Origin of the sequence: Mycolicibacillus koreensis (assembly GCF_002104795.1) — a bacterium.
GTDB classification, from domain to species: Bacteria; Actinomycetota; Actinomycetes; order Mycobacteriales; family Mycobacteriaceae; genus Mycobacterium; species Mycobacterium koreense.
Map to the genome: position 1 here is coordinate 12,763 of NZ_NCXO01000018.1, position 20,090 is coordinate 32,852.

Annotated in this window: 14 protein-coding genes and 1 tRNA gene; 5 read left to right on the forward strand and 10 right to left on the reverse strand. The window is 72.0% G+C overall.

What is annotated here, in order from left to right:
- Window positions 1-39 precede the first annotated feature (39 nt).
- The 3 genes from B8W67_RS09770 to B8W67_RS09780 form a co-directional block, all read right to left on the reverse strand.
- Complete coding sequence (locus tag B8W67_RS09770) at window positions 40-1,020, reverse strand: TerC/Alx family metal homeostasis membrane protein (protein ID WP_085303736.1); 981 nt, start codon at window positions 1,018-1,020, stop codon at window positions 40-42.
- Between the two features lie 159 nt (window positions 1,021-1,179).
- Entirely contained in the window at window positions 1,180-5,664 is a 4,485-nt protein-coding gene (locus B8W67_RS09775) for a cation-translocating P-type ATPase (protein ID WP_085303805.1), read from the reverse strand.
- Between the two features lie 130 nt (window positions 5,665-5,794).
- Window positions 5,795-6,226 carry a hypothetical protein gene (locus tag B8W67_RS09780; RefSeq protein ID WP_069393094.1) on the reverse strand — a complete coding sequence of 144 codons (432 nt, stop codon included), beginning with the start codon at window positions 6,224-6,226 and terminating at the stop codon, window positions 5,795-5,797.
- Between the two features lie 382 nt (window positions 6,227-6,608).
- Here B8W67_RS09780 and B8W67_RS09785 point away from each other — a divergent pair, with 382 nt between their 5' ends.
- A complete protein-coding gene (locus B8W67_RS09785) occupies window positions 6,609-7,877 on the forward strand; it encodes a hypothetical protein (protein ID WP_069393095.1) in 1,269 nt (422 codons plus the stop codon).
- Here the strand turns inward: B8W67_RS09785 and B8W67_RS09790 are convergent.
- Window positions 7,874-8,812 carry an NAD-dependent epimerase/dehydratase family protein gene (locus B8W67_RS09790; protein ID WP_085303738.1) on the reverse strand — a complete coding sequence of 313 codons (939 nt, stop codon included), beginning with the start codon at window positions 8,810-8,812 and terminating at the stop codon, window positions 7,874-7,876. The genes B8W67_RS09785 and B8W67_RS09790 overlap by 4 nt on opposite strands.
- On the opposite strand from B8W67_RS09790, the gene B8W67_RS09795 reads away from it, so the two are divergent.
- Both B8W67_RS09795 and B8W67_RS09800 read left to right on the forward strand, forming a co-directional pair.
- Complete coding sequence (locus B8W67_RS09795; RefSeq protein ID WP_084228974.1) at window positions 8,778-10,628, forward strand: hypothetical protein; 1,851 nt, start codon at window positions 8,778-8,780, stop codon at window positions 10,626-10,628. The genes B8W67_RS09790 and B8W67_RS09795 overlap by 35 nt on opposite strands.
- 53 nt (window positions 10,629-10,681) lie before the next feature.
- A complete protein-coding gene (locus B8W67_RS09800) occupies window positions 10,682-11,338 on the forward strand; it encodes a TetR/AcrR family transcriptional regulator (RefSeq protein ID WP_234793964.1) in 657 nt (218 codons plus the stop codon).
- On the opposite strand, the gene B8W67_RS09805 is transcribed toward B8W67_RS09800, so the two are convergent.
- Complete coding sequence (locus B8W67_RS09805) at window positions 11,335-12,489, reverse strand: SRPBCC family protein (protein ID WP_069393097.1); 1,155 nt, start codon at window positions 12,487-12,489, stop codon at window positions 11,335-11,337. The two genes, B8W67_RS09800 and B8W67_RS09805, sit on opposite strands and share 4 nt — an antisense overlap.
- A gap of 208 nt (window positions 12,490-12,697) precedes the next feature.
- Between B8W67_RS09805 and B8W67_RS21280 the strand changes: the two genes are divergently transcribed.
- A complete protein-coding gene (locus tag B8W67_RS21280) occupies window positions 12,698-12,904 on the forward strand; it encodes a hypothetical protein (RefSeq protein WP_069393098.1) in 207 nt (68 codons plus the stop codon).
- Between the two features lie 12 nt (window positions 12,905-12,916).
- Here the strand turns inward: B8W67_RS21280 and B8W67_RS09815 are convergent.
- Window positions 12,917-12,989: transfer RNA gene (locus tag B8W67_RS09815), tRNA-Thr, on the reverse strand.
- A gap of 35 nt (window positions 12,990-13,024) precedes the next feature.
- Window positions 13,025-14,230, reverse strand: coding sequence for a DNA polymerase III subunit delta' (locus B8W67_RS09820; protein WP_069393099.1), 1,206 nt, complete (start codon window positions 14,228-14,230; stop codon window positions 13,025-13,027).
- Between the two features lie 97 nt (window positions 14,231-14,327).
- On the opposite strand from B8W67_RS09820, the gene B8W67_RS09825 reads away from it, so the two are divergent.
- On the forward strand, window positions 14,328-15,923 hold the full coding sequence (locus tag B8W67_RS09825; RefSeq protein WP_069393151.1) for an adenylate/guanylate cyclase domain-containing protein: 1,596 nt from the start codon (window positions 14,328-14,330) through the stop codon (window positions 15,921-15,923).
- 34 nt (window positions 15,924-15,957) lie between these two features.
- On the opposite strand, the gene B8W67_RS09830 is transcribed toward B8W67_RS09825, so the two are convergent.
- The 3 genes from B8W67_RS09830 to B8W67_RS09840 form a co-directional block, all read right to left on the reverse strand.
- Window positions 15,958-16,275, reverse strand: coding sequence for a hypothetical protein (locus B8W67_RS09830; protein ID WP_069393100.1), 318 nt, complete (start codon window positions 16,273-16,275; stop codon window positions 15,958-15,960).
- Between the two features lie 179 nt (window positions 16,276-16,454).
- A complete protein-coding gene (gene topA / locus B8W67_RS09835) occupies window positions 16,455-19,316 on the reverse strand; it encodes a type I DNA topoisomerase (protein ID WP_109561759.1) in 2,862 nt (953 codons plus the stop codon).
- A 138-nt stretch (window positions 19,317-19,454) separates the two neighbouring features.
- Window positions 19,455-20,033 (reverse strand): hypothetical protein, encoded by a 579-nt coding sequence (locus tag B8W67_RS09840; protein ID WP_085303740.1) that lies wholly within the window; start codon window positions 20,031-20,033, stop codon window positions 19,455-19,457.
- Between the last annotated feature and the right edge of the window lie 57 nt (window positions 20,034-20,090).

Consider the following 20,090-nt stretch of genomic DNA (forward strand, 5'->3'; position numbering starts at 1 on the left):
GGGCGCCTCGGCCCGCCGGTCGCGCCCCGCCGGCCACGGCTAACTGCGCGGTGCGGCGCGGGCCAGCATCCGGGTGCGCACCAGGCTGGCCGCGGTGGTGACCACGATGGTCACGGCGATGACGACCAGGCTCACCCAGGTGCGGATCTCGGGCACCGGGATGGGCCGCCCGCCGTTCAGGAACGGCAGGTCGTTGTTGTGCAGCGCGTGCAGCAGCATCTTCACCGCGATGAAGGCGAGAATGAACGCCAGCCCGCGGGACAGATAGACCAGCCGGCCCAGCAGGTGGCCGAGCAGGAAGAACAGCTGGCGCAGTCCCATCAGCGCGAACACGTTGGCGGTGAACACCAGATACGGTTCACGGGTCAGCCCGTAGACCGCCGGGATCGAGTCCATCGCGAAGACCAGGTCGGTGGTGCCCAACGCGACGGCCACCAAGAACATCGGGGTGATCACCCGTTTGCCGCCCTCGACGACCATCAGCTTCATGCCCGCCCACTGATCGGTGGCCCGCAGGTGGGTGCGGGCGAAGCGCACCACCGCGTTGTCGACGTCCTCCTCGTGGACGGGGCCGCGGGCCATGCGGATGCCGGTGTAGAGCAAAAACACCCCGAACAGGTAGAACACCCAGCTCAATTGCTGGATCGCGAGCGCCCCCAGGCCGATGAAGATGCCGCGCAGGAACAGCGCCAGCGTGATCCCGATCAGCAGCGCTTCCTGCTGGTACTGCTTGGGCACCTTGAAGCTGGCCATGATCAGCAGGAAGACGAACAGGTTGTCCACCGACAGGCTGTACTCGGTGAGCCACCCGGCGAAGAACTGCATGCCGTAGCTCATGCCGTGTTGCGACCAGACCCACGCCCCGAACAGCACGGCCAGCCCGATGTAGGCCGCCAGGGCCAGCGCGCAGTTGCGGGGCTGCGGCACCCGGGGTCGCCGGCCGATCACCGCGATGTCCACGGCCAGCACGGTGAGCGTCACCGCGAGGGTGACGCACCACTCCAGCAGCGAGACGTTCAACGGCCGGGCCTCCGGTCATCGGGCGAACACCACGGGGAGCTGCGGTGCCAGCGGTGGGCGACGCGCACCGCGTCGCGGTTCAGTGTGGCAGGTCCGCCGCGGCCCGGCGAGTCGCCTCCCGCCGGTTCGTCCACCGTTCGCCGCGGGTTCCCCCGGTGGTTACCGCACCAGGTGCAGCGCCGGGGCCGTGGTCTGTGGGCGCCCGGTGCCCGCGGGGCGTCGGCGCGGGCGGGCCCGCCGCGCGGGTGGGGTGGCGACCGGTTCCGTGGCCCCCGGGTCGGGTTCGGGGGCGTCGGCGCGGGCACCGGGGCGGGCGGCGACGGCGACGGCCGCGGTGGCCGCGGCCGCCGAGCCCAGCGCCTGGGCCCACCCGAGCGGGCCGACCGGGGTGCAGCCGAGCAGTTGGCTGACCCCGGGGGTGCTGACCATCACGGTGAACGCCGCCATCGACCCGGCGGCGGTCACCAGCACCAGCGGTGCCCGCGAATCGACCACGGTCTGGCCGAGTTCCACGGCGACCAGCGCGATCAACGCCACGGTCGAGGCGCGCTGCGGCCGGCCGGTCAGCGCGGCCATCGCCCAGGCGGCGGTGCCGGCCGCGGCGGTGACCCCGCCGCGGAACACCACCGTGCGCCAGAGCTGGCGTTCGTCGACACCGAACGCGACCCGTTGCACCGGGCCGCGCGGGGTGCTGACCGCGACCGCGGTCGCCGGCAGCGCGTCGGTGAGGGTGTTCATCAGCAGCAGTTGGCGGGTGTTCAACGGGGAGTTGCCGGTCACGGCGGTGCCGATGATCGAGAACAGCACCTCCCCGGCGTTGCCGCCGAGCAGCCCGCCGACCGCGGCCTGCACCCCGCGCCACAGCCGCCGTCCCTCGTCGACGGCCTCGATCAGCGCCTCGATGCGCCCCTCGGTCAACACCACGTCGGCGGTGGCGTGGGCGGCGTCGCTGCCGCGGGCCACCACCCCGATGCCGACGGTGGCCGCCCGGATCGCGGCGGCGTCGTTGGCGCCGTCGCCGACCATCGCGCAGACCTTGCCGGCCCGTTCCAGGGTCTGGACGATCTGCACCTTGTTCTCCGGGGACATGCGAGCGAAGATCACCCGATCGGACACCGCCTGTTCCTGCTGTTTGCGGGTCAGCGCGGCCCACTGCGAACCGGTGATCACCTGCTCGGCGCCGACGGTCACGCCCAGGTCGGCGGCGATGGCGGTGGCGGTCACCGGGTGGTCGCCGGTGATCATCCGGATGGCGACGCCGCGGTCGGCCAGCGCGGCCAGCAGCCGCGGCGACTGCGGCCGGGCGGTGTCGGCGAGCCCGAGGAACCCGGTCAGCCGCAGCCCGGTGCCGCTGACCGCGCCGATCGCGTCGGGGTCGTCGCGGACCCGGCGGGCCTGCGCGGCGGTGAGTGCACGGCGGGCCACCGCGATGACCCGCAGGCCGTCGGCGGCCATGGCCAGCACCGCGTCGTGGGTGGCGGCGTCGGCGTCGTCGCAGGCGGCCAACACGACTTCGGGGGCGCCTTTGACGGTGAGCTCGCGGCCCACCAGCGACGCCGAGAACGCCCGACCGGACCGGAACGGCAGCTGTGCATCCGGCGGCGACCACGACGGTGTCGGCTCGAGGCCGGCGGCCGCGTCGATGATCGCCTGGTCGGTGGCGTGGGCGTGGGCGGCGGCCTGCGGGTCCGGCGCGGCCTGCGCGGCCACGCTGATCACCTCGTCGTGGTGGTGACCGGCGGCCGGGGTCACCCGGGTGACCCGCAACCGGTTCTCGCTGAGGGTGCCGGTTTTGTCGAAGCAGACCACGTCGAGCCGCCCGAGGGCCTCCACCGAGCGCGGCACCCGCACCAGGGCGCCGGAGCGGGCCAGCCGGCGCGACGAGGCGTGTTGGGCCAGCGTCGCCATCAGCGGCATCCCTTCGGGGACCGCGGCGATCGCCACCGCGATGGTGTTGCCCAGCGCCTGCCGCAGCCCGCCGCCGCGCAGCAGCCCCAGCGCACCGACCAGCACCCCGCCGCCGGCACTGACCGGGAACGCGCGGGTCATCAGTCGGCTGAGCTGGTATTGCAGGCCGACCTCGGGCAGCGGGCCCCCGGCGAGTTCGGTGGCGCGCCGCGCCTGGGTGTCCGGGCCGACCGCGGTCACCATCGCCGTCGCGGTACCGGTGACCACCGTGGTGCCGCCGTAGAGCATGCAGCGCCGTTCGGCGAGTTCGACACCGGGGGTGGCCTCGACCTGTTTGGTCACCGACAGCGACTCGCCGGTGAGGGCGGACTCGTCGACCTCCAGGTCGGTCTGGGCGATCACGCGGGCGTCGGCGGGCACCACCTCGTTGCTGTGCACCTCGATGATGTCGCCGGGCAGCAGCCGGTCCGCGTCGATCGCGCAGTGGCGGCCGGCGCCTTCGGCGGCATCGCACTCCCGGGGCCCCTCGGGCCCCTCGGAGCCATTGAGGACCAGCCGTGCCGGCGGGGTCTGCTGGGCCAGCAGCGCGGTGAGCCGCTTCTCCGCCTGGAGGCGCTGACCGGCGGCGAGCATCGCGTTGCCGGTGAGCACGGTGCCGACCATCAGCGCATCGATCGGGGAGCCGAGCACCGCGGTGGCCACCGAGCACAGCGCCAACACCGGGGTGAGCGGGTCGGCCAACTCCTCGCGCACCGCGTGGGCGAATTGCACCAGCATCGGGGGCTCCGGCGTCTCGGTGGCCTCGCGATCGGCGGGGGCGGGCCGGTCGGCGTCGTCGACGCCGAGCACCTCGGCGACCTGGCGCACCGACAGCGCGTGCCATTCGTGGTTCGGGGCGGGACGCGGGGTGGGGGCGCGCAGGCTGGCGCGCGCCAGCAGCGCCCCCGAGAGCAGCCCGGCGGCCGCCCCGGCGGTCACCGGCCCGGGTCCGCGGCCGCGGGGGCGTCGCACGCCGGGCACCATGAACAACGCCCCCAGCGACGACGCGCCGATCGAGATCGCGATGCCGCGGCGGGTGGCTTCCTGCGCCGCCGGCAGCGCGTGCAGCACCCGCCAGGCGGCCGCCAGATCCGGCAGCAGCACATCGGCGCTCCACGGCGGCGCGCTGTCGGCGGCGGGCAGCACCCCCAGGCCCAGATCCGCCGAGGACAGCGGCGCCGCGGCGCTCGTCGACAACACCGCCACGGTGCGCCCGTCGTGCTGCAACCGGGTCAACGCGCGCAGCAGCGCGGCGTCCAGGTCGCGGCCGGCGTCGGGGGGTTGGAGTTCGTCGAAGGCGGGGCGCATCTCGCCGAGCAGGTCGACGTCGACGGTGGCGACCACCAGTTCGGCGGTGCGCGCCGCGGTGAGCAGCGCGGTGCTCAGCCGGTGGTGGGCGGGCAGGATCAGGGCCTCCGGGACCTCGCGATTGCCTTCGCTGCTGCCGCCGCGGCCCGCCACCCCGGTCAGCGGGTGCCAGCCGGGAGCCAGGTCCGGCTCATCGAGCAGCCGTTGGGCCGCGGTCCAGGCCGCCGGCAGCCCCGGGGTGTCGGCGCCGCGCACCTGCACCACCCGCAACTGCGGTTCGCAGAGCACCCGCGGGTCGATGAGCAGCGCGTCGACGTCGCCGAGGCGGCGCAGTTTCTGCGGCTGCAGCGTCAGCACCTGCTGATCGGCGAGACCGGCGCCGAGTGTGGCGGCGAACGCCTCGGTGCTGGTGCGCATCGCCTTGGGGGCGGTGACCACGGCCGCGTTGGCGGCGGTGGTGGTGGTACGGCTCAGCGCGGCGAGCGCACCGGTGCTCAACGCCTGCACCCAGGCGACCCGACCGGTGTGGCGCTCGACGGCCCCCGGCGGTGCGGGCACCGGCCGCTGCGGCGCATGCGCCTGCTGCTCCTCGGCGTGTCGGGCCAGCGCCGGCTCGTGGCGGGCCCACGCCTTCACGCCGGCGCGGGTCTCGACGGCGCCCAGGGCGTGCATCATCAGGTCGACGGTGAGGGTGGCCGGGGAGAGTGTGACGACATGGGCCAACGTCTCGGCCAGCGACAGCATGGTGTCGGTCGTCTCGGCGCCGATGCGGTCCGCCAGCAGTCGGCGCACCCACGGCTGGTAGTTGGCGAGCGCGGCGGCGGCGTCGACGGCGACCGGAGCCTGTGGCCAGCGCAGCGCCCGGCCGGTGACCGCGACCGCCAGTCCGGCGGCGTTGGCGGCGACCAGCGCGCCGCGCACCGCCAGCATCAGGCCGTCGCCGGGCAGGCTGGCCTGGCGCGAGCCCGGCCGGGCGGTGCCGCCGCCGGTCGCGGGGATGGTGCGTTGTTCGGCGTCGGCGACCGCCGTGCACAGCTCGCTCAGCGACACCTGGTCGTCGTCGATCTCGACCACGACCCGCGACAGGGGACGGTTCAGGCGCACGGTCGACACACCGGGGCGCCCGGTCAGCGCGTCGACGACCGCCGCTGCACGCTCGGCGCCGTCGGGGCCGTCGAGGCCGCGGACCTCGATCCAGGCGCGGCCGGCACCGGCCCAGCACCGCCGGGTCAGGGTGGCCGCCGAGGCGTGCCCGGAGAGGATCCGGGCGCCGTCTCGCAGCGGGACGGCGGCGACCTCCACACTGGCCGACACCGCGGTCTGCACCGCCTCGACGGTCGCCGTCGCGGCGTGTCGGGTGGTGTCGAGCACCGCCGTTGTCGCGGCCATTCCCAGGGTGACGGCCTGCCGGGGAGACAAGATCTGCACGGTACGGACCTTCTTCGAGTCGTTGGACACAGATGTCAATGCCGGTGTGGCCGTGCGTCGTTGACGTTGACGCACGGCCGGTTCTCGGCGGCTACTTACGCGCGGTTGCCTTGCGGGCAGGGGCCTTGCGGGCAGGGGCCTTGCGCGCGGTTGCTTTGCCGGGCGGGGCCGTGCGGGCGACTGCCGGCCGCGGCGCGGGCGTCGGTGTGGCCGCCGGGGCGGGCAGCGAACCGGCCGGGCGGTTCAGCGTGCGCAGCACCAGGGCTCCGCCGCCGACCGCGGCGAGCACCGGCCACTCCACCAGGCCGCTGAGCCCGATCGCGCCGAGGGTCAACGCGGCCGCCGGGGTGGAGTGGCTGCCGGCCTCGGCACCCCGGCGGATGCCGGCGATCGCACCGCCGGCGGCGCCGACCGTGCCGGTGACCGCGGCGCCGCCGAGTGCCCCGGCTCCGGCCAGGGTGGCCGAGGCGGCCCGACCGACGGTGTGTGCTGTGGTACGCGCTGCCGCGCCGATGACGTTCATGATGACTCCTTGCGTGAGGGCACGAGGACTGCCACGAGGACTGCCACGAGGACAGCCAGGTCGACTGCCACGACGCGCCGCAGCCCGCGACGGGCTACGGATTCACCGGATTCATCTGTCGAACCGTGCATGGGGACTCTCCGGCCATCGTGACAAACCATCGTGACAATGCCGGAGGTCTCTCCCGCCGAAAGCGGCCCGCGATGCCGGTCACCCAATGGTGGGCGACGTGATGACGACACCGCCGCGAAGGAATACTCCCCTCCAGATGGTGCAGCCTACCAGAGCCGGCCGGTGTCCCGCGGGTTCGCGGCGGCCTGCCCGGGTGCCTGTCGCCTGCCCGGTTCGGCCAGGCGCTCGGTAGCTTCTACAGACGTGTCCAGTGCCCGCATTCGCCCCCGTCGCCGTGGCTGACACCGCGGCCGCCGGACCGGTCGCGGCGGGAAGCGTGGCGCGGGTGGGCGTGGCGACCGCGCTCTCCGCGCTCTGCGGCTATGCGGTGATGGCGCTGGCGGCCAGCGACCTCGACCCGGCCGGGTTCTCGGTGTTCGCCGTGTTCTGGGGGGCGTTCGGGCTGATCAACGGCGCCGCCAACGGGCTGCTGCAAGAGGCCACCCGGGAGGTGCGCGCCGCACCGGCGGTTTCGGCGAGCACCGGTGCGCGCACCCGGCCGCTGACGGTGGCCGCCGGGTGCGCGGTGGTCGCGGCGATCGGGGCGCTGGCCACCTCGCCGGTGTGGTCCGGGCGGGTCTTCGCCGAGCAGCGGGTGCTGTCGGTCGGGTTGCTGGCCGCGGGGCTGGCGGGGTTCTGTCTGCACGCGACCGTGCTGGGCATGCTGGCCGGGCGCAACCGGTGGGGCGCCTACGGCGCGCTGATGGTCACCGACGCCGCGACCCGGGTGCTGGTCGCCGTCGCCGCGTTCGTGATCGGGTGGGGACTGGCCGGCTATTTGTGGGCCACCGTGGCCGGGTCGACGGCGTGGCTGGTGCTGCTGGTGGTCTCGCCGGGCAGTCGGGAAGCCGCACGGCAGGCCACCCCGGGTACCACGGCGTCGTTCCTGCGCGGCGCCGCGCATTCGATCACCGCCGCCGGAGCCAGTGCGGTGCTGGTGATGGGGTTTCCGGTGCTGCTGAAAGCCACCGCCGGCGAGCTCGGCGCCCAGGGCGGGGTGATCATCCTGGCGGTGACGTTGACCCGCGCTCCGCTGCTGGTTCCGCTCACCGCGCTGCAGGGCAACCTGATCGCCCACTTCGTCGATGAGCGGGCCCGTCGGCTGCGGACCCTGGGGACCGCGGTGGCGGTGGTGGCGGCGATCGGCGCGGTCGGGGTGGCGGCCGCGGCGACGGTGGGACCGTGGCTGCTGGTCACCGCGTTCGGTGCCGACTATCACGCCGGCGGGGCGGCGCTGGCGTGGCTGACGGTCGCCGCGATCGGGATCGCGACGTTGACACTGACCGGTAACGCCGCGGTGGCCGCCGCGCTGCACCGCGCCTACGCGCTGGGCTGGGTCAGTGCGACCGTCGCCACGACCGGGGTGCTGCTGTTGCCGCTGGACCTGCAGACCCGCACGGTGGCGGGGCTGCTGTGCGGGGCCGCGGTGGGCATCGCGGTGCACCTGATGGCGCTGCGCCGCGCCGACCGTCTGCGTTAACGCTGGTCGCGGAAGAACGCCACGGTGCGCGCCAACCCGTCGGCCAGCGCCACCTGCGGGCGCCAGCCCAGCACCGATTCGGCCCGCCCGATCTCCAGACAGGAGCGTGCCAGATCACCGAGACGCGGCGGGTGGAACTGCGGGTCGTCGGGCGCACCGACCGCCGCGGCGACCGCGGTGTGCAGCGCCCGGTCGGAGGTCTCCACCCCGGTGCCGACGTTGAACCGCTGTCCGCCACCGGCCGGGCCCGCGGCCTTGACGAACGCGTCGACGACATCGTCGACGAAGACGTAGTCGCGGGTGTTGCTGCCGTCGCCGAACACCTTCGTCGGCGTACCGGACAGCAGCGCCTGGGCGAAGATCGCCACCACACCGGCCTCGCCGTGGGGGTCCTGGCGCGGACCGTAGACATTGGCGGGGGCGATGTGGGAGCACTCCATGCCGTAAAGGTGCCGGAAGGTGTTGAGGTAGATCTCGCCGGCCACCTTGCCCGCCGCGTACGGCGACGCCGGGTCGGTGGGGGTGTCCTCCCCGGTCGGGTAGGTCGGCGGGGTGCCGTAGATGGAGCCGCCGGAGGAGGTGTGCACGATCTTGCGCACCTCGGCGCGCCGCGCCGCCTCCGCCAGGCGGACCGTTCCGGTGACGTTGACCCCGGCGTCGAACTCGGGATCGGCCACCGAGTGACGCACGTCGATCTGGGCGGCGAGGTGGAACACCACCTGCGGGCGGTGCTCGGCGAGGATCGCCGTCAGGTCGGCGGTGACGATATCGGCCTCGACGAACGCGAACTCCGGGTTGTCGGTGAGATGTTCGAGGTTGGTGGCCCGCCCGGTCGCGAAGTTGTCCAGGCCCACCACTCGGTGCCCGTCGTCAAGCAGGCGGTCGACCAGTGTGGATCCGATGAAACCGGCGGCGCCGGTGACCAGTGCGTGCACCGGCCCACCATACCGGCGGGTAAGAAGGAGACCCATGATCGCCCGCACGACGCGTCTGCCGTGGGTCGCGGTGGTGGCCGTGGCGCTGCTGGCCGCACAGTTGGCGGTCCGGGCGGTGTTGGCTTTCGGCGGGTATTTCTACTGGGACGACCTGATCCTGGTCAGCCGCGCGGGCAGCGAGTCGCTGCTGGCGCCGGCGTTCCTGTTCGACGACCACGACGGGCACCTGATGCCGGCGGCGTTTCTGCTCGGCGGGGCGATCATCAAGGCGGCGCCGCTGAACTGGCTCGGCCCGGCGCTGAGCCTGGTGGTGCTGCAGGCGGTGGCGTCGGCGTCGCTGCTGCGCACCCTGCATCTCATCGTGGGGTGGCGCCCGGTGCTGCTGGCGGCGTGGACGTTTGCGTTGTTCACCCCGTTGGCGGTGCCCGGCTTCGCGTGGTGGGCGGCGGCGCTGAACTCGCTGCCGATGCTGGCGGCGCTGGCCTGGGTGTGCGGCGACGCGATCCTTCTGGTGCGCACCGGCGCTCGCCGCTACGCGGTCACCGGGACCTTCGCCTACCTCGGCGGGCTGGTGTTCTTCGAGAAGGCTGCGGTGATCCCGGTGGTGGCGCTCGTGATCACCGGCACCCTGGCGTACGTCCGCGGTGAGTCGGTGGTCGCGGTGTGGCGTCGCGGCCGGGCACTGTGGTACTCCACCGGTGCGCTCACCGTCGCCTGGGTGGTGCTGTATCTAACGGTGGTCAACCAGCGACGGTGGAGCACCGATTGGGCTATGACCGGAGAGTTGTTGTGGCGCTCCGTTACTCACGGAATCGTTCCCGGGCTGGTGGGTGGCCCCTGGCAGTGGCAGCGCTGGGCGCCCGCCTCGCCGTGGGCGGTGCCGGGCCCGGTGGTGATGACGCTGGGATGGCTGGCGGTGGTGGCGGTGGTGGCGGTGTCGCTGGCCCGCAAGCAGCGGCTGGCACCGGTATGGGCGACAGCGGTGGGATATGCGATCGCCTGCCAGATCCCGATCTATCTGATGCGGTCGTCGCGGTTCACCGCCTTGGAGTTGGCTCAGGCGCTGCGTTACCTGCCCGACCTGGTGGTGGTGTTGGCGTTGCTGGCCGCCGTCGGGTTCTGTGCGCCCAACCGCGCGGGGTCGGGCTGGCTGGATGCCGGACTCCGGCGCAGCGTGGTGACCGTCGCGCTGGCGGCGGCGTTCGTGGCCAGTTCCCTGTACTCCACGGCGACGTTCTACACGGTGTGGCGCGACAACCCCACCAAGTTCTATCTGCGCAACGCGGTACGCAGCCTGACGCTGGCGCACGCCGGTTCCGACGCCCCGGTGCTCGATCAGGAGGTCGACCCGATGGTGCTGCAGCGGATCATGGCCCCGAGCAACCGGGCCAGCCACCTGTTCGCGTTGCTGCGCGATCGGCCTGAATTCTCCTCGGCGACCACCGAATTGCGGATGTTCGACGCATCGGGGAATCTCGTCGACGCTCAGGTCACGTGGGTGCGCTCGATCATCCCGGGTCCGGTGGACGGCTGCGGGTATTTCGTTCAGCCCGACCTGCCGGCCCAGGTTGAACTCGACGGTCCGCTGCTGCCCGCGGATTGGACCGCCGAGATCAACTATCTGGCCAACGCCGACGGGTCGATGACCCTGGCGCTGTCGGAAGGGCCGGCGGTGAAGGTGCCGGTGCGCCCGGGTCTCAACCGGGTGTTCGTGCGCCTTCCCGGGGCCGGAGACGCCATCGCGGTGCACGCCGACACCGCGGCGCTGTCGCTGTGCATCGCGGCCGGGCCGGTGGGCTATCTGGCGCCGCGGTGATGCCGTCGTGGCGGGGCGCGGCCCACATCGTCGGCGAATGGCAGGATGCGGGTGTGGCACCCGGTTCACCGAGGCGGGGCCGGGGACGGCCGCCCGGTTCACACGTCCAGCGCGACCTTCGGCGCGATGAACTGCTCGACGCGGCCGAGCGCAGCCTCCGCAAGGGGGGCCCGGACCTGTCGCTCGTCGACGTCGCCCGGGAAGCGGGCCTGACCAGACCGGCCATCTATGCGGCCTTCCCGGACAAGGACAGCCTGGTGTTGGCCCTCGCCCAACGTCAGGCGCGCCGCATCATCGCCGAGATCGGCGTGGTCGTGCGATCGGTGGGCGATCCGCGCGACCAGACCCGTGCGGCCGTCGACTGCCTGTGCCGGTGGGTCGATGAGGAGCCGAACATCTCCGCGGCGCTGACCGGTCGGATCCGCTCGACCTCGGTCTCCGAAGAGCTGGCCCGGTGGCTGGAATCGGTTCTCACCGCGGGATTTCGCCAACTCGGCGCGGACGGCGCCGCCGCCGGGCCGTGGGCGCGAGCACTGGTCGGTGCGGTCTCGACCGCGGTGTCCTGGTGGGCGACCGATCGTACGATGAGCCGCGCCGAACTCGTCGACCATCTGACAGCACTGATCTGGTCGGGTTTCGCCGGCGCCGGCGGCGCCGCGTTGACGATGCCGATCGCGACCGGCGCCGACGATCGGCGCGCCCCCGGCTAGGCCGACACTGCCGCCCCGGCCTCGGTGTGCCGCTGGGCGAGGCGACGGCCGCGTTCGAAGGCGTCCAATCGTTTTTGGGGGATGTTGTAGTAGAACTCGCACATCAGCTGATACCGCAGTTCGGCCGGTAGCACCGCCTGCGCCAAGGGCGCCCATACCGGTTTGTACCGACGCGGCAGGGTACCGATCAACCGGTCCGACGCGAGGCGGAAAATCGCCGCCATCCGTAGGTAGTCGGCGCGGAAATAGGTGTAATCGCAGCGGTTCCGGAAATGGTCGATGTAGGTGGACGCCAGGGCACGGGGCAGATCGGCCTCGATATGGGCGGCGACACCGAGCAACAGCGCTTCGACGATGCCCTTGGGTGAGCCGGCCGCCGCGGCGCGTTCGGCCTGTCCCCACGCCCGGCGCCACGGCTCGACGACCGGTTCGCCGCGTTCGAAGGCGGTCAGGCTGGACAAATACAATTCGTGGAAGCACGGAATCAGCCGCAGGATCCACTCCGGGTTGTCGGCAAGGCCGGAGTGCAGGTGGGCCAACTGTTCCTCGGTCACGTACTGGTACACACGGGCGAACCACTGTTTCGGGTCGTCGGCCTGCGCCAACCGGTCGGCCACCGCCCGCTGCTCGACCAAGACCCGCTCGGCCGTGTCGCGCAGCGCCAGCAGATCGCCGTTCCCGAGCCGGCGCGGCGCCGGTGGGGCGGCAACGTCCGGGTGCGGGGCCAGCTCGGCGAGGCGGCGCAGCGAGCGTCGCAGCTCCCCCTCGATGAGACGGGCCGCCACGACCGCCATGCCCGGCGCCTCGAAACGCATCACCACTTCCCACCGGATCTCGGCCGCATCCGCGCCCGCGGGTGTCACGGTGATCCGGCCGGTGTGTTCACGCAGCAACGGGATCCCGCCGATCACCGTGTAGCCCAGATGGTTCGGGGGCTCCGAGGCGTGGATCACCTCGGTGAGCGGCAGACCGCTGTAGGGAAGGTAGACACGACGCATGGCGCCGACGCCGTCGGCGCGCTGGCGGTCGCCGAAGCCGACGAGCTCGATGCGCGCCGTCGACCACGCGTTCATCCGGCGCGGATCGGTCAGCGACTCCCACACCCGGGACGGCGGCGCCGCGACCGGCTGGCGCAACAGCATCGTGGTCATGACCGGATCGCCGTGAGGTCACCCATAAATGACATGATGTATATTCTGTGCACCGCTGTCAACCACCGTGGTTCACCCGTGTCGGCGCGCAGGGCCACAAGAAGACGGGTCCAGGAGGGGTGCGGGTGCCCCCTGGGCATACCGGATTCGTCGATCTCACCGGCGATCACGGCCTGTTGGGGCAGCGCAGGGCCGCACCAGCTCCGCGGTGATCGACTGGCTATCCCAATGCAGCGCCGAGTTCCGAGAGGGCGTCGAGCTTGTGGCGATCGACCCGACCGTGGTGTATGCGGCGGCCATCCGCACTCCTGGATTGTTTTCCAGTTTCCATTTCCAGTGGGGCATGTCCGGCCGTACGGCGGGGATCGAGGTGTTGCCTGCCCAGTGGTTCGGAGACGAAGAAACCCCTGACTAGCCGGGATTTTTGAGCCGCCTAGGAGAATCGAACTCCTGACCTATTCATTACGAGTGAATCGCTCTACCGACTGAGCTAAGGCGGCCTGCCCGTGGGCGGGGTCGAGTTTACAGGTCGGCCTCAGCGCCCCGGGCGCAGCGCCTGCCCGACGGTGGCAACCATCGCGTCGACGGCGAACTTGGGCTTGACGTTGCCCGCCAGCGCCTCGCGGCAGTGCAGCACCGCCTCGATGCATCGCAGCAGCGCAGCCGGGGTGGCGTGGCCGGCCAGCGCGGCGACCTGCTCGGCCATGTCGGGGTGGTTCGCCGCGATCGTGTCGGCGTCGGCGGCCACCAGCAGCGCGTCACGGAAATAGGTGGCCAGGTCGATCAACGCCCGATCCAACGCATCGCGTGAGGCCCGGGTCTGCCGGGATTTCTGCCGTTTCTCCAGGTCCTTGAGCGCCCCGGCGGACCCTCGCAGCGCCCCGGCGGAGCCCTTGCCGGTACCGCCGGCACCCAGCGCGGTGCGCAGTTCCTCGGTCTCGGTTTCGGCGCGCTCGGCGGTCAGGGCGACCGCCTCCGCTTCGGCGGCCGCCACCAATTCCTCGGCGGCGGCGTAGGCGCGTGACGGCGTGGCGGCGTCGCGGGCCAGGCCCAGCGCGCGGCGGCGCCGCTGTTGGGCCTGCGGGTCGGTCGCCAGTCGCCGCGCCCGACCGACGTGGCCACCGCTGATCGCCGCCGCCTGGGCGGCCTGCTCGGCCGAGAGCCCGTCGGCGTCGACGAGCACTTGGGCGATCGCGGCCACCGTCGGGGTGGCCAACGCCACGTGCCGGCACCGTGAGCGCAGCGTGACCGAGATGTCCTCGGGGTCCGTGGACGGGGCGCACAGCAGGAACACCGTGGCCGCGGGGGGCTCTTCGACCGCTTTGAGCAGGGCGTTGGCCGCTCCCTCGGTGAGCCGGTCGGCATCCTCGATGAGCACCACCTGCCAGCGCCCGGTGCTCGGCCGCCGGGCCGCCACCTGCACGATGTCGCGCATGTCGCGAACCCCGATCGACAGTCCCTCCGGTACCACGCGGCGCACATCGGCGTGGGTGCCGGCGACGGTGGTCGTGCAGGCCCGGCAGGTTCCGCAGCCGGGCATGTCGGGGTCGGTGCACTGCAGCGCCGCGGCGAAACACAGTGCCGCCACCGACCGTCCCGACCCGGGTGGGCCGGTGATCAACCAGGCATGGGTCATCGCGCCGGCCGCCTGCTCGGCGTCCCCGCGGGCCGCCCGTGCCGCAGCCACCAACTCGGCCTCCACCGCCTGCTGGCCGACCAGCCGCGCAAACACCCCGGACATCACCGCAACAGTACTGCCGGGCCCCGACACAGCGACACCACGGAGTGTCCCGGCGCACAGCCGGTCGGCGCCGCGGCGCGAACGCTACGGTGGGTTGGTGAACAGCACACCGAAACTCACCGATCGGGTGGGTGGTTTCGTTCGGTGGGTGGTGCGTACCCCGTGGCCGCTGTTCACCCTCACGATGCTGCAGGCCGACATCATCGGCGGGCTGTTCGTCCTGGGTTTCCTGCGGTTCGGGCTGCCGCTGGAGGACCGGCTGCAACTGCAGGACGCCCCGCGGTCCAACCTAGTGATCCTGGCCGCCGCGTTGGCGACGCTGTTCGTGCTGGAGTTGGCGTTGAGCATGCGGATGCTGCTGCCGGTGTTCCGCTGGCAGCGGCGCGACGGACTGCTCACCGACGCCGACCCGACGATCACCGAACTGGCCCGCGCACGGGCCCTGCGGATGCCGTTCTATCGGGCGCTGATCAGCCTGGCCAACTGGACGATCGGCGGGGTGGTGTTCATCCTGACCAGCTGGCCGGTGGCCAGCCGCACCGCCCCGGTGGTGGCGATCGCGATCGCGTTGGGCGCGGCGGCCACCGCGATCATCGGCTACCTGCAGTCCGAGCGGGTGCTGCGGCCGGTGGCGGTGGCCGCGCTGCGGGCCGGGGTGCCGGAGAATCTGCGCGCGCCCGGGGTGCTGCTACGCCAACTGTTGACCTGGATGCTGTCCACCGGGGTGCCGTTGCTGGCGATCGTGCTGTCGGTGATGGCCACCAAGTTCTCGTTCATGCACGCCCCGGCCGACCAGCTGTCGGACCCGATTCTGCTGATGGGGGTCTCGGCGCTGGTGATCGGGCTGGCCGGCACCATGCTGGTGGCGATGTCGATCGCCGACCCGCTGCGCCAGCTGCGCTGGGCGCTCGGGGAGGTGCAGCGCGGCAACTACAACGCCCACATGCAGATCTACGACGCCAGCGAGCTGGGCCTGCTGCAGGCCGGCTTCAACGACATGGTGCGTGACCTGGCTGAGCGGCAGCGGCTGCGCGACCTGTTCGGCCGCTACGTCGGGGAGGACGTGGCGCGCCGTGCCCTGGAGCGCGGCACCGAGCTCGGCGGCCAGGAACGCGAGGTCGCGGTGCTGTTCATCGACATGGTCGGCTCGACCCATCTGGCCGCCACCCGTCCGCCCACCGAGGTGGTGGCGCTGCTCAACGAGTTCTTCCGGGTGGTCGTCCACACCGTCGACCGGTACGGCGGGTTCGTCAACAAGTTTCAGGGGGATGCGGCGCTGGCGGTGTTCGGTGCTCCGCTGGAGCACCCCGCCGCCGCCGGGGCGGCCCTGGCGGCGGCGCGGGAATTGCACGACCGGCTGCTCACGGTGCTCGGCAGCACCGAGTTTGGGATCGGGGTGTCCGCCGGTCGGGCGCTGGCCGGTCACATCGGCGCGCAGGCCCGCTTCGAATACACCGTGATCGGCGACCCGGTCAACGAGGCGGCGCGGCTCACCGAGCTGGCGAAGCTGGAGGAGGGTCACGTGCTGGCCTCGGCGACCGCGGTCAGCGCCGCCCCCGACGACGAGGCGCTGCGCTGGGCCGTCGGGGAGGTGGTCGAGTTGCGGGGTCGTTTGGCCCCCACCCAGCTGGCACGCCCGCTCACGACCACGGTGGCCAAACCGGCGCCGGAGCCGGCGGGGAAGTCCGGTTAGACCACGCCGACCAGCACCGGGTGCGCCCGGCCGCTCAGGCGGGCGGAGCCGGCAGCAACGAATCGTCGATCGTCAGCGTCACCGGCGGCGTCGAGGTGCCGGTGTCCTCAAGCATCCCGCTGAGGTCGAGGTCGGTGAGTTCGTTGAGGCTCGGCGGCGGGGCGGTGTCCCCGGAGACGATCTGCCACCACTGCTGGTACTGCTCGCCGATCTTCGGTGTCGAATCCGACGACAGCTCCACCACCGGCACCTGCACGTTCGGCAGCGGCCGGGTCACCGGTGCGGCGGCCACGACCACCGCACCGGCCAGCACGACCGCGGCGGAGACACCGAAATAGACACCACGTCGCATGGCGCCTCCTTCCGCTCCGGTTTGCGGCAGCCGTGTGGCAGCAATCCTCAGCATACCTGAGAGCCGGCTAAGCAACAACACAATCTGTTGCGGTGGCCTCGGCCATGCCTCGCCAGAACCCCAGCATGGCGCTGAGAATACGGTAAACGCAGCGGTCAGCCGGTGCGGTGCAGTCAGGATTACTTAGTCGCCCGGCCGGTTTTCTTCGCCGCCGACTTGGTGGTTTTCTTCGCCGCCTTCTTGGCCGGGGCCTTCTTGGCCGCGGCCTTGCGGGTCCGTTTCGCCGGCCCCCGGGCGCGGCGCTCGGCGAGCAACTCCGCGGCCCGCTCGTCGGTGATCGTCGCCACGTCGTCGCCCTTGCGCAGGCTGGCGTTGGTCTCCCCGTCGGTGACGTACGGACCGAACCGGCCGTCTTTGACCACCATCGACTTGCCCGAGCCGGGGTCGGTGCCCAACTCGCGTAACGGTGGGGCCGCGGCCTGCCGTCCCCGCCGTTTCGGTTCGGCGTAGAGCTTCAGCGCCTCCTCGACGGTGATCGTGAACAGCTGTTCCTCGGTGGCCAGCGACCGGGAATCGGTGCCGCGCTTGAGATACGGGCCGTAGCGACCGTTCTGCGCGGTAATCTCCTCGCCGGAGTCGGGGTCGACCCCGACCACCCGCGGCAACGACAACAGCTTCAACGCGTCGTCGAGGGTGACCGTCTCCACCGACATGCTGCGCAGCAGCGACCCGGTGCGCGGCTTGGGCCCGGCGGCCTTTTTGCCCCGTCCCTTCTTGGCCGGGGTTTTGGCCCCCGGGCTCTCGGCGCCCTCGACACCCTCGGGTTCGGCGGGCTCGTCGGGTTTGGGCAGCACCTCGCTGACGTACGGGCCGTAGCGGCCGTCCTTGACGACGATCTCGTGGCCGGTCGCCGGGTCGACGCCGAGGACCCGACCCTCCTGCGGGGTGGCGAAGAGTTTCTCGGCCAACTCCAGGGTCAACTCATCGGGGGTGAGGGCGACGTTGAGGTTGGCCCGCTGCGGCGTCGGCTCACCGTCCTCCCCGGTGACCATCCGCTCCAGGTACGGGCCGTTCTTGCCGACCCGCACATAGATGTCGCGGCCCTGGTCGTCGGCGAACAACTTGATGGAGTTGATCTTGCGGGCGTCGATCTCCTCCAAGTTCACCCCGACCAGCGTCTTCAACCCGCCGGCGCGGGCGACCGACTGCTGCGAGCCGTGGTCACCGCCGAAGTAGAACTTGCTCAGCCAGTCGGTGCGCCGCTCGTGGCCGGCGGCGATCTCGTCGAGTTCGTCCTCCATCGCCGCGGTGAAGTCGTAGTCGACCAGCCGGGAGAAATGCTGCTCCAGCAGCCCGATCACCGCGAACGCCACCCAGGACGGCACCAGCGCGCTGCCCTTTTTGTGCACGTAGCCGCGGTCCTGGATGGTCTTGATGATCGAGGAGTAGGTCGAGGGCCGCCCGATCCCGAGCTCTTCGAGGGCCTTGACCAGCGACGCCTCGGTGTAGCGGGCCGGCGGGTTGGTGGCGTGCCCGTCCGGGGTCGCCTCGACGGCGTTGACCTGCTGGCCCTCGGTGAGGTTCGGCAACCGCCGCTCGGCGTCGTCGGCCTCCCCGCCGGCGAGTTCGTCGACGGTCTCCACGTACGCCTTGAGGAAGCCGGGGAAGGTGATGGTGCGCCCACTGGCGGCGAACATCACCTGCCGTTCGCCGGCCGCACCGCCGATGCGCAGGCTCAGCGTGGTGCCGCGGGCGTCGGCCATCTGGGAGGCGACGGTGCGCTGCCAGATCAGCTCGTAGAGCCGGAAGTCGTCGCTGTCGAGTTCGCCGCGCACCGCGTCGGGGGTGGCGAAGGTGTCCCCGGCCGGGCGGATCGCCTCGTGCGCCTCCTGGGCGTTTTTCACCTTGCGGGTGTACTGACGCGGCGAGGCGGCGACGAACTCGTCGCCGTAGAGCTGGCGGGCCTGGGTGCGCGCCGCCTCGATCGCCGACGCCGACAGCGTGGTGGAGTCGGTGCGCATGTAGGTGATGTAGCCGTTTTCGTAGAGCCGCTGGGCCACGCCCATGGTGCGCTCGGCGGAGAACCGCAGCTTGCGCCCGGCCTCCTGCTGCAGGGTGGAGGTCATAAACGGCGCATACGGCCGACGGGTGTAGGGCTTCTGTTCCACCGACGCGACCGACAGCGCCGCGCCCTGCAGCCCGGCGGCCACCGCGGTGGCCGCGCTCTCGTCGAGCACCACCACGTCGTCGGGTTTTTTCAGCGCCCCCAGCGAGTCGAAGTCGCGACCGGTCGCCACCCGGCGCTCATCGACGCTGACCAGCCGCGCGGTGAACGTGGGCGGGGTCGCCGCCGGATCGGAGACACTGGCGTCGAGGCTGGCCACCACGTCCCAGTAGGCCGCACTGCGAAACGCCATCCGGTCGCGTTCGCGGGCCACGATGATGCGGGTGGCCACCGACTGCACCCGCCCGGCGGACAGTTTCGGGGCGACCTTCTTCCACAGCACCGGGCTGACCTCATAGCCGTAGAGGCGATCGAGGATGCGCCGGGTCTCCTGGGCGTCGACGAGGTCGGTGTCCAGGTCGCGGGGGTGTTCGGCGGCCGCCCGGATCGCCGGCTCGGTGATCTCGTGGAACACCATCCGTTTGACCGGGATCTTCGGCTTCAACGTCTCGAGCAGATGCCAGGCGATGGCCTCGCCTTCCCGGTCACCATCGGTGGCCAGATACAACTCGTCGACGCCTTTGAGCAGATCCTTCAGCTCACGCACCGTGCTCTTCTTGTCCGGGCTGACGATGTAGAGCGGCTCGAATCCGCCGTCGACGTTCACCCCGAGCCGAGCCCACGGCTCGGTCTTGTACTTGGCGGGGATGTCGGCGGCGGTGCGGGGCAGATCCCGGATGTGCCCGCGGGAGGATTCCACGACATAGCCGCCGCCGAGGTACCCCGCGATTTTGCGTGCTTTGGTGGGCGACTCGACAATGACAAGTCGCCGAACCCCGGTTTTCGCGCCGTTGCCGCCGTCAGCCAACGCCTCCACGCTCCACTTCTCTCCGGTGTCGATGCAGGTTGAGCACCACTGCCGCCCGCCGACCAGAGACAATTTCGCACCCTCTGGCCGGACTGCGCAAACCGGGGTCCCCGCCGGACGCCGGAATCCGGCCGTCGGGAACCGCCGTTATGCGTGCGGCCATTGCGCCAACGCCTCCTGGTCGTCGGGATGTTCCCCGACATTCTCCACCAGCCGCGCGAGCCGGCGCCGCCCGCTGATCCGCAGCGCCGGATGCGCCCCACGGGTGCCGATGAGGGTGGGCGCGATCCCGACCCGCATCAGCGCCGACGCCAGCGGGGCGTGGGTGTCGGGGGCGTGCGGGTCCAGGCCCAGAAGGTAGCGGCCGTCCTCGCCGGTTCCGGCGGCCAGCACCCAGGCCCGCAGCTCACGCCCGCCCGGCGCCCACGACGGCGGCACCGTTTTGACGGCCCCGCGGGTCCAGGCCTCGGCAACAGGGCGCAGCCGCGCGTCCACGGCGGTGCGCACCAGCGGGGTGTCCTCGTCGGTGCGGCCGATCTCCGGGGTCAACCCGGCCGCGGCGATCATCTCGGCCAGCGCGGTCGCCCGCCACGGCCGGTCGACGACCACCGACAGGCGCGCGCCGGCGCCGACGACGACGATCTGACCCGGTGCGGCCAACAGCCCGGTGAGATCGGTGACCGCGGCGGGCACCGACTCGGCCGAGAAGAACGACAGTTGGCTCACGTCACCGACAGTAAGCCAGCACACCGGCGACCGGGCCGACCGACGCTGATACAGGCC

Coding starts and splice junctions, on each gene's coding strand:
- B8W67_RS09775 (WP_085303805.1), bottom strand. CDS start 5,664: ATGGCCGCGACAACGGCGGTGCTCGACACCACCCGACACGCCGCGACG.
- B8W67_RS09780 (WP_069393094.1), bottom strand. CDS start 6,226: ATGAACGTCATCGGCGCGGCAGCGCGTACCACAGCACACACCGTCGGT.
- B8W67_RS09795 (WP_084228974.1), top strand. CDS start 8,778: ATGAAACCGGCGGCGCCGGTGACCAGTGCGTGCACCGGCCCACCATAC.
- B8W67_RS09805 (WP_069393097.1), bottom strand. CDS start 12,489: ATGACCACGATGCTGTTGCGCCAGCCGGTCGCGGCGCCGCCGTCCCGG.
- B8W67_RS09820 (WP_069393099.1), bottom strand. CDS start 14,230: ATGTCCGGGGTGTTTGCGCGGCTGGTCGGCCAGCAGGCGGTGGAGGCC.
- B8W67_RS09830 (WP_069393100.1), bottom strand. CDS start 16,275: ATGCGACGTGGTGTCTATTTCGGTGTCTCCGCCGCGGTCGTGCTGGCC.